The sequence below is a fragment of the Stenotrophomonas sp. MYb57 genome (assembly GCF_002966815.1).
Lineage (GTDB): Bacteria > Pseudomonadota > Gammaproteobacteria > Xanthomonadales > Xanthomonadaceae > Stenotrophomonas > Stenotrophomonas indicatrix.
Genome location: NZ_CP023271.1, coordinates 2,730,275 through 2,743,825 on the forward strand (window position 1 = coordinate 2,730,275; position 13,551 = coordinate 2,743,825).

The 13,551-nt window shown below is 66.1% G+C and carries 10 protein-coding genes; 5 read left to right on the top strand and 5 right to left on the bottom strand.

Going from position 1 to position 13,551, the window contains the following annotated elements:
• Nucleotides 1-180 precede the first annotated feature (180 nt).
• Together CLM74_RS12545 and CLM74_RS12550 are read left to right on the top strand one after the other, a co-directional pair.
• Complete coding sequence (locus CLM74_RS12545; protein ID WP_105164228.1) at nucleotides 181-2,340, top strand: TonB-dependent receptor; 2,160 nt, start codon at nucleotides 181-183, stop codon at nucleotides 2,338-2,340.
• Entirely contained in the window at nucleotides 2,330-2,878 is a 549-nt protein-coding gene (locus CLM74_RS12550; protein WP_105164229.1) for a thioredoxin-like domain-containing protein, read from the top strand. Before CLM74_RS12545 ends, CLM74_RS12550 begins: the two co-directional genes overlap by 11 nt.
• 62 nt (nucleotides 2,879-2,940) lie before the next feature.
• On the opposite strand, the gene mntR is transcribed toward CLM74_RS12550, so the two are convergent.
• Nucleotides 2,941-3,417, bottom strand: a complete 477-nt coding sequence (mntR, locus tag CLM74_RS12555) for a manganese-binding transcriptional regulator MntR (RefSeq protein ID WP_025878571.1) — start codon at nucleotides 3,415-3,417, stop codon at nucleotides 2,941-2,943.
• 117 nt (nucleotides 3,418-3,534) lie between these two features.
• On the opposite strand from mntR, the gene CLM74_RS12560 reads away from it, so the two are divergent.
• Nucleotides 3,535-4,866: an Nramp family divalent metal transporter gene (locus CLM74_RS12560; protein ID WP_025878570.1), complete on the top strand. Its 1,332-nt coding sequence runs from the start codon at nucleotides 3,535-3,537 to the stop codon at nucleotides 4,864-4,866.
• A gap of 93 nt (nucleotides 4,867-4,959) precedes the next feature.
• Here the strand turns inward: CLM74_RS12560 and CLM74_RS12565 are convergent, their stop codons facing one another.
• The 4 genes from CLM74_RS12565 to CLM74_RS12580 all read right to left on the bottom strand — a co-directional run bounded on the left by CLM74_RS12565 (nucleotide 4,960) and on the right by CLM74_RS12580 (nucleotide 9,244).
• The gene (locus tag CLM74_RS12565; RefSeq protein ID WP_032975313.1) at nucleotides 4,960-5,286 is read right to left on the bottom strand and encodes a thioredoxin family protein; all 327 of its coding nucleotides are present in this window, start codon (nucleotides 5,284-5,286) and stop codon (nucleotides 4,960-4,962) included.
• Nucleotides 5,258-5,737, bottom strand: a complete 480-nt coding sequence (locus tag CLM74_RS12570) for a flavodoxin (RefSeq protein ID WP_234003480.1) — start codon at nucleotides 5,735-5,737, stop codon at nucleotides 5,258-5,260. The genes CLM74_RS12565 and CLM74_RS12570 overlap by 29 nt, the downstream gene beginning before the upstream one ends.
• A gap of 13 nt (nucleotides 5,738-5,750) precedes the next feature.
• Complete coding sequence (locus CLM74_RS12575) at nucleotides 5,751-6,791, bottom strand: ribonucleotide-diphosphate reductase subunit beta (protein ID WP_025878567.1); 1,041 nt, start codon at nucleotides 6,789-6,791, stop codon at nucleotides 5,751-5,753.
• A gap of 74 nt (nucleotides 6,792-6,865) precedes the next feature.
• Nucleotides 6,866-9,244 carry a ribonucleoside-diphosphate reductase subunit alpha gene (locus CLM74_RS12580; RefSeq protein WP_105164231.1) on the bottom strand — a complete coding sequence of 793 codons (2,379 nt, stop codon included), beginning with the start codon at nucleotides 9,242-9,244 and terminating at the stop codon, nucleotides 6,866-6,868.
• A 431-nt stretch (nucleotides 9,245-9,675) separates the two neighbouring features.
• Between CLM74_RS12580 and CLM74_RS12585 the strand changes: the two genes are divergently transcribed.
• Both CLM74_RS12585 and CLM74_RS12590 read left to right on the top strand, forming a co-directional pair.
• Nucleotides 9,676-10,653 (top strand): zinc-binding dehydrogenase, encoded by a 978-nt coding sequence (locus CLM74_RS12585; RefSeq protein WP_105164232.1) that lies wholly within the window; start codon nucleotides 9,676-9,678, stop codon nucleotides 10,651-10,653.
• A gap of 220 nt (nucleotides 10,654-10,873) precedes the next feature.
• On the top strand, nucleotides 10,874-13,495 hold the full coding sequence (locus tag CLM74_RS12590) for a TonB-dependent receptor (RefSeq protein ID WP_105164233.1): 2,622 nt from the start codon (nucleotides 10,874-10,876) through the stop codon (nucleotides 13,493-13,495).
• Nucleotides 13,496-13,551 lie beyond the last annotated feature (56 nt).

The window sequence follows — 13,551 nt, forward strand, 5'->3', positions numbered from 1 at the left end:
ACCACCGGCACACGCGTGTGCGTAGTGTGTAATGTTATAACACTTACGTTCGAGTAAAGGCCACGGTTTACGCACGCGCCCAGACCCCAATATAGCCATTGCTATGTTGATGACCATCTGCTTTCATGTGCGCCAGCCAGGTCGCCCTCGCCGCCCTCCCTCCCCAAGGACGACGCCCTCATGCGCATTGCCGCCTCCCTTCTCCGCCGGCTGCCGCTGGCTGCCGGTATTGCCGCCGCCCTGCCGGTGACCGCATTCGCCGCACCGCCTTCGCCTACCGAGCTGGACCGCGTGCAGGTGAAAGTCAGCACAGCCACCCGCAGCGAACGCCTGCTGTCAGACGTGCCGATCCGCACCGAGGTACTGCGCAAGGAGGACATCGCGCTGCGCGCGGCCACCGACTTCTCCCGCGCGGTCGAGCTGATCAACGGCCTGCGGGTGGAGAGCAACTGCCAGAACTGCAACACCAGCGAAGTGCAGCTGCTGGGCCTTCCCGGTGCCTACAACCAGCTGCTGTTCGATGGCATTCCACTGTTGTCCACGCTGGGCAGTGTGTATGGACTGGAACAGATTCCCGCCGGCTTCGTCGACCGCATCGAAGTGGTCAAGGGCGGTGGTTCGTCGCTGTACGGGCCGGGCGCCGTAGCCGGTGTCATCAATCTGGTTCCGCCGCTGCCGGCACGCAGCGGCGGCCATGTGCAGGCGGGCGTGGATGTTCTGAAGGGCACGCCGCAGAAGAACGCCGACGTGCGCCTGGATCTGGTCGCCAGCGAAGCCGACGCGGGACTGTCGGTGATCGCCCAGCGCAACTGGAACAGCGGCATCGACTACAACGGCGACGGCTATACCGAGATCACCCGCAAGAACCTCAAGGTCGGTGGCCTGCAGGCCTGGTATGCGCCCACTCCGGGCACGCGCCTGCGGTTGGACCTGCAGGTGACCGATGAGAGCCGTCGCGGTGGCAACCGCCTGGACCAGCCCGAACACCTGGCCAACATCGCCGAATCGCTGGACACGAACTACCGCCGCGGCAGCCTGTCATGGGACCAGGAGGTGAGCGGCGACGTCGACTTCCGCCTGGCCTATGCCTTCGCCGACATCGACCGCGACAGCTTCTATGGCGGACTCGGCGACGTGGTCACCGATCCGTCCGCACCCGGCTACGATCCTTCGCAACTGGACCCGAACGTACCGGGCAGCGCTGCATCACGCTCATGGCGCCAGTACGGGCGCACCCACAACCCGCTGCACTACATCGACAGCCAGTTGAACTGGCAGCTGGGTGCACACACGCTGGCGTTCGGCGTTCAGTACAAGCATGAGGGCCTGCGTGACGACAATCGCGATGGTGCCGGCCAGCGCCTGGCCGTGCTCGAGGATGCAACCTTCCACAACCTCGGCGCGTTCGTGCAGGACGAATGGAGCGTACGCGAGGACGTCGACCTGGTGCTGGGCGCGCGCGTGGACAAGAGTTCGGAACTGGACAGCGCCGTGTTCTCACCGCGTATCGCCCTGGCCTGGCAGGCCACGCCACGGCTGAAATGGCGAGCCGGCATCGCCACCGGCTTCCGTGCGCCGGAAATCTTCGTCGAGGATGTCCACGTCGATACCCTCGGCGGCGAGCAGGTGCGCGTGCGCAACACCCGTGGCCTGAAGGAGGAGCGCGCGCTGACCACCCTGTTCGGGTTCGACTGGCGCTCCGATCCGGCCGACCCGGTATGGACCTGGGATGCCACCGCGTCCTACGCACGCATCCGCGATACCTTCGCGCTGGGCGAGATCCAGCGCGGCGATGATGGCCAGCTGACGCAGCTGCGCTACAACGCCTCCGGCTCGAACGTGCTGGGCGTGGAAACCAACCTCGGCTGGCAGCCCTCCCCGCAGTGGCGGCTGACTGCCGGCGCATCGTGGTACCGCTCGCAGTTCCGCGAGCCGCAGCGCATCTTCGACGACACCGCCGACGGCGGCGACACCGTCATCGACAGCCGCGACTATCTGAAAACCCCGCGCTGGACCGGCCTGGCCCAACTCAGCTGGATGCCGGCCGAGCCCTGGGAGACGTTCCTGGCGCTGCGCCACACCGGATCGATGCCGGTGCTCAACAACCGGCTGGGCGAGCTGCATCGCACCCGCGCCTTCCTGGTCACCGACCTCGGCGCGCGCTGGCATCGCCATCTGGGTGCGCAGGCACAGCAGGAAGTGTCGGTGGCGGCGGGGGTCAAGAACGTGTTCGACCAGCGGCAGAAGGATCTGGAAAGCGGCGCGCTGCGCGACAGCGATTACGTGTACGGTCCTCGCTTCGCCCGCTCGTGGTACGTCAACCTGCGCTATGCGTTCTAGCTGGCTGCCCGCGCTGTTGCTGGCACTGGCATGGCCGGCAGTGGCTGCCGACCTGCATGCGCAGGTCTCCTCCTCGCTGATGCGGCCCGAGCCACGTGCCCTGCGCCCGATGCAGTGGTCGCCACCGCCAACGCTGATCGCGCTGTACTTCGGCGCCGACTGGTGCGCGCCCTGCCACGCTTTCGTGCCGACCCTGCGCGTCGTGCGCGACGCGCTGCGCGAGGCCGGCGCCGATACCGAAGTGGTGTATGTCAGCCTGGATGAAAGCGAGGCGGCGTTGCGGCGCTACATGCACCTGCAGCAGATGCCGTGGCCGGTGCTTGACCCGCGTCGTGCGCAGCGCATGCCAGCGCTGCAGGCATTGGCGGGCCCGGCCCCGCCCAACCTGGTGCTGATCGATGCGCAGGGCACGGTGCTGGCCAATGGTTGGCAGGGGCGCCATTACCGCGGGCTGCAACCGGTACTGCAGGAATGGTGGAAGCGGGCATGTGCGCAACAGCAGGCGCACTGCCCCTATGACGGCGTTCAACCCCGGTAGCGCCGGGCCATGCCCGGCGAAATGCGTGAAGCGGCAACGCGCCCGCCGGGCATGGCCCGGCGCTACCGTTCGGCGGAACCGCCCTCGGCCTTGCGCACGAATGCGTCGAACAGCGCCAGTGTCTGTTCGCTGACGTGGTGCTCGATGCCCTCGGCATCACGTCGCGCGGTATCCGGGTCCACGCCCAGCGCCAGCAGGAAGCGCTCCACGGTCTGGTGGCGTTGGCGGCTGGCATGGGCCAGCGCCTCGCCCTCCGGGGTCAGGAACACGCCGCGGTACGGGCGCTGCACCACCCAGCCATCGCGGGCCAGCCGGCGCAGCATCTTCGCCACGGTCGGCTGGGCCACACCGAGGCGGGTGGCGATGTCGACCTGGCGGGCCTCGCCGCCGTCGGCCAGCAGGTCGGAGATCAGCTCGACATAATCCTCCACCAGCTCCATCCGGTGTGCTTCGCGCACTTGCCGGAAGCTCTCGACCTGGCGCTCGGCCTCGATCAAGGGGGTGCTTTTCAGCGATGTCGAATCGTCCGTCTTGCCCACGCGTGTGCCTGTCCTGCAGTTGTCATCCGGGTGCGAACCTGAATTCTGGACCAGTGACGCAGTAAAGACGATTGTTTCACATTGCTATGCGATATAGCAGTGGCTATATTGGCAGCCATGAACACTGTCGCGCCCACCGACTCTCCGGCCTCCACCGCGGCCAGCCTGGGTGCGCTCAACGCGTCGATCGCCGTACCCGAAAAGGGCCATTGGTGGTTCCGGCTGCTGGCCTTCCTGGGCCCCGGCTACATGGTGTCGGTGGGTTACATGGATCCGGGCAACTGGGCGACCGATCTCGCAGGTGGCTCACGCTTCGGCTATCTGCTGCTGTCGGTCATCCTGATCTCCAACCTGATGGCGGTGATCCTGCAGGCGCTGTCGGCACGGCTGGGCATCGCCACCGGCATGGACCTGGCGCAGGCCTGCCGTGCGCGCTACCCCAAGCCGGTGAACCTGGCGCTGTGGGCGTTGTGCGAAGCGGCGATCATCGCCTGCGACCTGGCCGAAGTGATCGGCACGGCCATCGCGCTGAAACTGTTGTTCGATCTGCCGCTGCTGTGGGGCGCGGTGATCACCGCGCTGGACACGCTGCTGGTGCTGCTGTTGATGAACCGCGGTTTCCGCGCGCTGGAAGCCTTCGTGATCGCACTGCTGCTGGTGATCTTCGGCTGCTTCATGGTGCAGATCGCGCTGGCCGCGCCGCCGGTGATGCAGGTGCTGGGCGGTTTCATTCCGCGCGCGCAGGTGGTCACCGATCCGCATGCGCTGTACATCGCCATCGGCATCATCGGTGCCACGGTGATGCCGCACAACCTGTACCTGCATTCTTCCATCGTGCAGACCCGTGCCTATCCACGCACCGATGAAGGCCGTCGCAGCGCGCTGCGCTGGGCGGTGACCGACAGCACCTTTGCCTTGACCCTGGCGCTGTTCATCAACGCCAGCATCCTGATCCTGGCAGCGGCGGTATTCCATGCCAACGGCCGCTTCGACGTGGAAGACATCGAGCAGGCGCACCAGTTGCTGGCACCGATGCTGGGCGTCGGCCTGGCCTCGACATTGTTCGCGGTGGCACTGCTCGCCTCCGGCCTGAACTCCACGGTGACCGCGACACTGGCCGGGCAGATCGTGATGGAAGGATTCCTGCGCCTGCGCCTGCCACCGTGGCTGCGGCGGCTGATCACCCGCGCGCTGGCGATCATTCCGGTGGTGGTGGTCATCATGCTGTTCGGCGACCAGGGCGCGGTGAAGCTGCTGGTGCTGAGCCAGGTGGTGCTGTCCATGCAGCTGCCCTTCGCGATCATCCCGCTGGTACGCATCGTGACCGACAAGGTGACGATGGGCGCGCTGGTGGCACCGCGCTGGCTGGGCGGCATTGCCTGGGTGATCGCGCTGGTGATCGTGGTGCTGAACGTGAAGCTGCTGGTGGATACGTTCGCAGCCGGTTGATCCGCGCGTTGGGAATCCGCCGGGCATGGCCCGGCGCTACCGCTGGCGACCTGCAGTAGATCCACGCCATGCGTGGATGTGGCATGACCGGCGCTACAGGAACTCCGCGATCGCCGCTTCGATCTGCTGCGGCGACTGGAAACCCGGCATGCGCATGCGCTCGTCACCGTCCAGGAACAGCGACAACGTAGGGGTCTGCCGCAGGCCCAGCTCGCGGAAGAACGCCTCGCCCACCACCTCCAGCTGCACCCGCAGCAGGGTCGTGCCCTGCCCTGCAGTGCCGCTGGCCACCCGCTGCAGCGACATGTCCAGCATCCGGCAGCCCGGGCACTGGTCCTTGTGGAAGTCCACCAGCACGCGTGGATGGTCGGCCAGCAACTGCTGGAACTGCTCAGGCGTGGTGGCGTCGATGATCTGCATCGGTGGTACTCCAGTAGTGATCCAGGACCGCATCGGTCCAGGTATCGATGGCCGCGGCATGCCGCCGGCCATGTGGCATCTGTTCGATCTCCAGCGGCGGGTAGCCACTGTGGAAATAGCGGATCAGCCGGTGCACTGCACCGCAGTAATACTGCTGCCCCCACTGCGTTTCACCGGTGCCGAACACCGCCACCTGCCGCGGCCGCTGGCCGCGCTCGGCGATGCCTGCCACCCAGGCCTTCATCTCCGATGGCGTGCGCCCGGCGTTGTCGGTCCAGCAGCCCAGCAGCACCAGGTCGGCCTCATCCACCGGCAACGGCGGGCCCTGGCGCAGGTCGTCGGCCTCCTGCCAGTGCACGGCGTGGCCGGCGGCCCGGCAACGCGCGGCGATGTGGCGGCCGAGCTCACGGGTGTTGCCGCTGAGCGACGCCACCACGATCAGGATGCGCAGCGCCGGGCCGCGCTCAGAGGTCGTCGAAGCCGTTGTCGACGTTGGTCTTCTTGTAGCTTGCATTGCGCATCTCGAAGAAGTCGGTCTTGGTCTCGGTGAAGTTGTCGGCGTAGGCCTTGATCCACGGCATCACGTTGTCGGTGGTGTCGCTGTACAGGCGCTCGATGCCGAGCATGCCGGCCATCTTGTTGGCGCGGTACTTCACGTAGCGCACCATCTCGTCCACGTCGATGCCATCGATGCCATCGAGCACCTCCGCCGACCACTGGGTTTCCAGTTCGATGGCGTGTTCGAACGACTGGTGCACGTAGGCGGTCAGCTCGTTGGTCTGCAGTTCCGGGTTCTCGCCGATGATGGCGCGGATCAGCTCGCTGATGAACTTGGTGTGGGCCAGCTCATCACGGTTGATGAAGCTGATGATCTTGCCGGTGCCGTTCATGCGGTTCTGCCGCACCATGTTGTAGAAGTACGCGAAGCCGGAATAGAAGTTGATGCCTTCCAGGATCGAGGACTGGATCAACGACTTCAGCAGGGTTTCGGCAGTCTTCTCGCGCATGAAATCGTCATAGGCGCCCATGATCGGCGCGTTGCGCTTGATGATGGTGGGATGGGTGCGGGCGATCTCGAAGATGCGGTTCTGGTTGGGCAGGTCGGTGATCGAGGCCAGCACGTAGCTGTAGCTCTCGTTGTGGATCACCTCCTGCTGGCCGATGATCGCCGCGTTGGCGTGCGCGGCCGGATCGGTGATGTACTCGGCGACGTTGTAGATGAAGCGCGTCTGCGGCGAATCCAGCGTGGCCAGCAGGCCGATGATGGAATCGTAGGCGTTCTTCTCGCGCGCGTTGAGCTCGCCGTACTGGCGTGCATCCACCTTCATGTCCACTTCGTCGGGGATCCAGAAGTTGGTCGACAGCTCCTTGTAGGCGCGATAGAACGACGGGTACGGAATGTCGTTCCAGTTCAGGATGCCGCTGGTGCGGCCGTTGATGATGCCGGTGCTGCGGTTGGGGTGGCGCGGTTCGAGGATCTTGATGCGGTCCAGGGGTGTTGCCATGGTCTTCTGCCTTCGTTCTGTTGCTGACGGGTTGCCGGCCAGCGGCCGGCACTACCACCGAGGGGTCGGGCTGGTCAGCTCGAGCACCACTCGCATTCGCTGATGTCGATGTCGTTGGAGCGCACGTAGTAGGTGGTCTTCAACCCTTCCCGCCAGGCACTCAGGTGCAGCTCCAGCAGGGTGCTGGCGCGGATCGTGCTGGGCACGTACAGGTTGAAGCTGATCGACTGGTCCACATGGCGCTGGCGGCGTGCGTTCTGCCGCACGCTGGCGAACTGGTCGACCTTGTAGGCACCCTTCTCGTAGTACGGCCAGGTTTCCAGCGACAGGCCAGGCGCGGCCACCGGCCGCCGGAAGTCCTTCTTTTCCTCGTAGTAGAACGCGCTGTAGATCGGATCGATCGACGCGGTGGACCCGGCGATCTGCGCGGTGCTCATGTTCGGCGCCACCGCCAGCAGCCAGCCATTGCGCAGGCCGTTGGTCGCTACCTCGCGCGCAAGACTGTCCCAAGCCGCGCCACTGTAATCGCGGTCACGGAAATAGTTGCCGTTGTGCCAGTCGCTGCCAGCGAACATCGGATAGCTGCCCTTCTCCTTGGCCAGCTGCGCGCTGGCCTGGATGGTCAGGAAGTTGATGCGCTCGAACAGGCGATCGGACAGTTCCTCGGCCTCGGGCGATTCCCAATGGATCGCCTGCTGTGCCAGCAGGTGGTGCCAGCCGAACGTGCCCAGGCCGATGGCGCGGTACTTGCGGTTGGTGATGGTGGCCTGCGGCACCGGCAGCGCATTGAGATCGATCACGTTGTCGAGCATGCGCACCTGGATCGGAATCAACCGTTCCAGCACATCCTTGGCCAGCAGATCCTCGGGGGCGGTGATGGCACTGCCGAGGTTGATCGACGACAGGTTGCAGACCACGAAGTCGCCCGCGCGGCGGGTGGTGACGATCTGGTCGCCGCTGACGATCTCCTGGATCATCCGCGTCGGGCTCATGTTCTGCAGGATCTCGGTGCACAGGTTGCTGGAATAGACCATGCCCGCATGCTTGTTCGGGTTCTTCCGGTTCACTTCGTCGCGGTAGAACAGGAACGGGTTGCCGGTTTCCAGCTGGCTGAGCATGATCCGCTTGAACAGGTCGATCGCCTTCACCGTGCGACGGCTGATGCGTTCGTCGGCCACCAGTTCGGCGTAGCGGTCGCGGAAGCTGCCCTGCCCTCGCTTCTCGTCGTAGAAATCCTGCAGGTACCAGCCCTTGGCCTGCTTCACCTCGTGCGGATCGAACAGGTACCAGTCGGCACGGCGCTCGACGGCCTCCATGAACAGGTCCGGCACGCAGATGGCGGTGAACACATCATGCGCACGCAGGCGCTGGTCGCCGTTGTTAAGGCGCAGGTCCATGAACGCCTCGATGTCGCGGTGCCAGATGTCCAGGTACACCGCCACTGCACCCTTGCGCTGGCCGAGCTGGTCGACCGACACCGCCGTGTTGTTGAGCTGCTTGATCCACGGCACCACGCCGCCGGACGAGTTGGGCACGCCGCGGATCGGCGCGCCACTGCTGCGCACGTATCCCAGGTACGCACCCACACCACCACCGTGCTTGGATACGCGGGCGATATCGGTGTTGGAGTCATAGATGCCCTGCAGGCTGTCGTCCACCGTGTCGATGAAGCAGCTCGACAGCTGGCCGCCGACCTTGCCGGCATTGGCCAGGGTCGGCGTGGCCACGGTCATGTACAGGTTGGACAACGCCCAGTACGCCTCGCCCACCAGCTGCATGCGGCGCACGCGGCCGCTCTCACCAGCCCCGCCCTCGTTCTGCATCAGGTACAGGGCAATGGTCAGCCAACGTTCCTGCGGCAGCTCATACACCTCGCGGCTGCGATCGGTAGCCAGATAGCGCGTGGCCAGCAGGTACAGCCCGTTGTAGGCGAACAGACGATCGCGCTCGGGGTCGATCATCTCGCCGGCCTGCTGCAGCTCTTCCTTCGAATAGCAGCGCAGGATGTCATTGCTGTAGATGCCGCGGTCGGCCAGGCTTTCCTGCAGGCCCACGTAGGAACCGTACTTCAGGCTGACATCGTAGAAGCGGTTGCGGCTGGCGCGCTTGTACAGCCGGCGCAGGTACAGGCGTGCAGCGAACTGTTCCCACTGCGGCGCGACAAGGTCGACGCGCGATTCCGCTTCGCGGATCAGCAGATCCACCAGATCATCGGCACTGATGCTGGGCTTGCGCTCGACCATCGCCAGCACCACGCGGCGATAGTCGGCCACATCCAGCTGCGGCAGCTCGGCGTGGATGGTATCGATGCTGCGCAGCAGGCGCGCCGCATCGAACGGCAGGCGACGATTGCCGGCTTCCTTGGTGATCCAGGTCGGCACGCGCTCGCCGCTGGCGCGCAGGGCGTCGCCGGCGCCGGCCAGGTCGGCCACGCGGAAGGTACTGTCGGTCATGGTAGTGGAACTCCAGGCTCGTGCGCGCGTCGGCGCCCGATGCCATGGCGGCCCTGCACGCGATACCGGCGCACGGGGCGAACGGGTGAAGTGCCAAGGGGCGGGAACACAGGTCGTCGGCATCTGCCTGCGCCTGCGGCCGGTATCCGGGCCGTGGGGGCGACCTGCGTCCGCACGGTGGCGGCCGCGTCGACACGGCAAGCCTTCAGGGGCGGGCCGCGGGACGTTTGCTGCATGTCCGGCGGCGGCGGCTGACCGGGAGTGACAGCCACAACATAGTGGGGATATTCCGAGCCGTCAACACAAGATGCGGTGATCGCGCGCCAACGCGACCATCGGTCGCAGGATGCCGTGTTGCACGTGCGCGGCCTTGTCGACGCCGAGCGCATCCCCAGTTCGGTACAACGTCAACTTTCATTGGAACACCGCCCATGCGCGCTGCCCTGTACTCCTCCTTCGGCGATCCAGCCCAGGTCCTCGCCGTTGCCGATGCCCCCCTGCCCGAACCCGGTCCCGGCGAAGTACGCATCCGCACCGTGCTGGCCTCGATCCACAACCACGATCTGCTGACCGTGCGTGGCCTGTATGGCTACAAGCCGACGCTGCCGGCGATCGGCGGCAGCGAAGCACTGGGCGTGGTCGATGCGCTCGGCGAAGGCGTCGACGGCCTGCAGATTGGCCAGCGGGTTGCCGCCGCCTCGGTGCACGGCACATGGGCCGAGGCGTTCATCGCACCGGCGCGGATGGTGATCCCGATGCCGGACGCGATCGCCGATGAAATGGCCGCACAGCTGATCGCCATGCCGCTGAGCGCGTTGATGCTGCTGGAATTCCTGCACGTCGAGCAGGGCCAGTGGATCGTGCAGAACACCGCCAACGGTGCCGTCGGCAAATCGCTGGCGATGCTCGCAAGGGCGCGCGGGGTGCACGTGGCCAACCTGGTGCGCAATGCCGAGGCCGTGGCGCAACTGCAGGCACTGGGCATCGATCACGTGTTCGATACCTCGGTGGACGGCTGGAAGGACCGCGTGCGCGAAGCCTCCGGCGAAGCGCAGGCCGCTGCTGCAGTCGACTCCATCGGTGGCGATGCCAGCGGCGACCTGGTCGACCTGCTCGGCCACCACGGCACCCTGGTCTCTTTCGGTGTGATGAGCGGCGAACCGATGCGCATTCCCGCCGGCGGCCTGATCTACAAGGAAGCCACGGTGAAGGGCTTCTGGGGCAGCAAGGTCAGCCAGGCAATGGCGGTGGAAGACAAGCGGCGGTTGGTGGGTGAACTGCTGAAGCGTGCGGCCGGGGGTGAACTGACCCTGCCGGTGGAGCAGATCTTCGCATTGGACGACATCGCCCAGGCGGCGAAAGCCGGCGCCGGTTCGGGCCGCAATGGCAAGGTGCTGCTGCGCGCGTGATGCCCACGGGGTCGGATCCCTTTCCGAAAGGGAGGGGCTCTGACCCTGCAGGAGCGTGCGGACCAACGGTCCGCACCCACCGGGATGGTCTGCCCCACCGAGGCCGCCGACTTTCGTTAAGAACCTGTGATGTATAACTGAATGCGCTTTCGTCATTGGAAGGCGCACTCACCCGCGTGCGGTACTGACGGCTCCTCCACCGTTTGGCGTAGTCGCTTCCATGTATCGCACCACCCTGCTTTCCAGCGCGGTCGCGCTGGCTCTCGTCGCTGGCACCGCCAGCGCCGCTGAAACCGCCGACACCGGCAAGGACAGCACCACCCTCGGCACCGTGCTGGTGACCGGCTCGAACATCAAGCGCAGCGACACCGCCGGCCCCAATCCGGTGCAGATCGTCACCCGCGAGCAGATCCTGCAGACCGGCCGCTCCACCCTCACCGACGTGCTGCGCAACCTGTCGGCCAACGCCGGCAACAGTTTCGACGAGCAGTACACCGGCAGCTTCGCTGCGGGATCGGCCTCGATCGGCCTGCGCGGGCTGTCACCGAAGAACACGCTGGTACTGGTCAACGGCTACCGCGTGGCCAACTTCGGTTTCGCGCTCAACACCCAGGACACCTTCGTCGACCTCAATGCGCTGCCGATCAGCGCGGTCGAGCGCATCGAAGTGCTGAAGGATGGCGCCTCGGCGGTGTACGGCTCGGACGCCATCGCCGGCGTCATCAACATCATCCTGCGTCGTGACTTCCAGGGCGTGGAAGTCGGCGGTGGTTTCGGCACCGCCACCCAGGGCGGCCTGAACGAGCGCAAGGCCAACCTGCTGGCCGGCTTCGGTGACCTCGAGCAGCAAGGCTGGAACGTGCTGTTCGGGCTGGACCTGCTCAAGCGCGACCGCCTCGACGCCGACCAGCGCGCGTACACCCGCGACGGCGATTTCCGCGACAAGCCCGGTGGCCGCCTGGCCGGCTGGTCCACCGCCGGTGGCAACTGGCTGTCCAATCCGCGCGCACCGCAGCCGTTCTCGCCCTGCCCCGAGGGCAGCGAACTACGTCCCTACAGCGACTTCGGCAGTACCCTGCCCGGCCAGGCCTGCGCCTTCAACGCGCAGCCGTTCAAGACCCTGCAGCCCGGCGCCGAGCGCCTGCAGGCATCGTTGAGCGCGACCTATCGCTTCAGTGACAGCGTCGAAGCCTTCGCCGACGTGCTGTACAGCCACAACAAGGCCGACCAGATCTTCAGCGCCCCGCTGACGGTCGGCCCGGGCCTGCGTGCCTACAATCCCGCCACCGGTACGCTGACCGATATCGCCGCTGTCCTGCCGGTCGGCCATCCGAACAATCCGGGCAGCACGCCACTGCCGTTCGAGTACACCTTCTTCGATCTCGGCCCGCGCCTGAAGGACAATACCCAGGTGTTCTACCGCGCCCTGGCCGGCGTGCGTGGCACCGGTGAACGCTGGGACTGGGAAGTGGCCGCACTGACTTCGCAGAGTGCGCAGCGCGAGTACGTGGACAACTTCGTTGACCGCTACGCCTTCCAGCAGATCCTGCGCGACGGCAGCTACAACTTCCTCGATCCGTCCAGCACGCCGGGCGCACTGGACGATCTGCGCCTGCAGACCAAGCGCCCGGGCTGGTACAAGCTGCACTCGCTCAACGTCAAGGCATCGACCTCGTTGTGGGAACTGCCGGCGGGTGCGATCGGCTTCGCCTGGGGCGCGGAATTCCGCAAGGAATCGCTGGACGCGCGCACCAGCGCGCAGGTGCTGTCCGGTACCGAACTGCGCCCGGCGATCAACATCGTCGACGGCGAGCGCCAGGTCAGTGCCGCCTATGCCGAGTTCAGCGTGCCGCTGCATCGCACCCTGGAGCTGCAGGTGGCGGGCCGCGGTGACCACTACGATGACTTCGGCAAGGCATTCTCGCCGAAGTTCGCGCTGCGCTGGCAACCGCTGGACAGCCTGCTGCTGCGTGGCTCGTTCTCGCGTGGTTTCCGTGCACCGTCGCTGCCGGAGATCGCACCGGGGCAGACCATCAGCTACGGCTCGGTGGTCGACCCGTTCGATCCGCTGCAGCCCGGCGGCAGCCGCGGCGTGACCAACCTGCGCACCGGCAATCCGGACCTGAAGGCCGAGCGCTCGCGCAACCTCAACGTCGGCGCCGTGTGGTCACCCGATGCCGATTCCAGCATCGGCCTGGACTGGTACCGCATCGAACAGGACAACCTGGTCAAGCCGGACAGCGCGCAGTTCATCGTCGACAACCCGGGCCTGTTCCCCGGTCGCGTGCAGCGCGATGCGCAGGGCCGCATCCAGATCATCACCAACCAGTACGCCAACCAGGGCGAGCTGACCACCTCGGGCATCGACCTGGAAGCCAACCGTACCTTCCGCACCGACGGCTGGGGCAACTTCACCGTGGCCGGCAGCTGGACCCACCTGCTCAGCTTCAAGCAGCCGCTGGTGGCCGGCCAGGCGCCCTATGACGGCGCCGGCAACAACCGCCATGGCGCGCTGCCACGCACCCGCGGCACCACTTCGTTGAACTGGGCGGTGGGCGACTGGAGCAGCACGCTGAGCCTGCAGTACGTGAGCGGCTATGACCAGCGCGTAGCCACGGCCACCAGCAATCCGGGCCTGCGCGATCGGGTCAAGCCGTACCACCAGCTGGACCTGTACGTGGCCTATGAAGGCATTCCGAAGACCACGCTGTCGCTGTCGGTGCTGAACCTGACCGACAAGGACCCGCCGTTCGATCCGGCCGGCGGTTCCAACGGCTTCGACATCAGCCAGTACAACCTGCGCGGGCAGTTCGTTTCGCTGGGCGCGCGCTACCGGTTCTGATTGAACAGGAGGGTGCGGACCAAAGGTCCGCACCCTCCAAAGGCAAGGGCCATGCT

Bases quoted from the DNA above. Each gene is read 5' to 3' on its own strand.
- CLM74_RS12545 (WP_105164228.1), top strand. From the start codon at position 181: ATGCGCATTGCCGCCTCCCTTCTCCGCCGGCTGCCGCTGGCTGCCGGT.
- CLM74_RS12550 (WP_105164229.1), top strand. From the start codon at position 2,330: ATGCGTTCTAGCTGGCTGCCCGCGCTGTTGCTGGCACTGGCATGGCCG.
- CLM74_RS12560 (WP_025878570.1), top strand. From the start codon at position 3,535: ATGAACACTGTCGCGCCCACCGACTCTCCGGCCTCCACCGCGGCCAGC.
- CLM74_RS12565 (WP_032975313.1), bottom strand. From the start codon at position 5,286: ATGCAGATCATCGACGCCACCACGCCTGAGCAGTTCCAGCAGTTGCTG.
- CLM74_RS12575 (WP_025878567.1), bottom strand. From the start codon at position 6,791: ATGGCAACACCCCTGGACCGCATCAAGATCCTCGAACCGCGCCACCCC.
- CLM74_RS12580 (WP_105164231.1), bottom strand. From the start codon at position 9,244: ATGACCGACAGTACCTTCCGCGTGGCCGACCTGGCCGGCGCCGGCGAC.
- CLM74_RS12585 (WP_105164232.1), top strand. From the start codon at position 9,676: ATGCGCGCTGCCCTGTACTCCTCCTTCGGCGATCCAGCCCAGGTCCTC.
- CLM74_RS12590 (WP_105164233.1), top strand. From the start codon at position 10,874: ATGTATCGCACCACCCTGCTTTCCAGCGCGGTCGCGCTGGCTCTCGTC.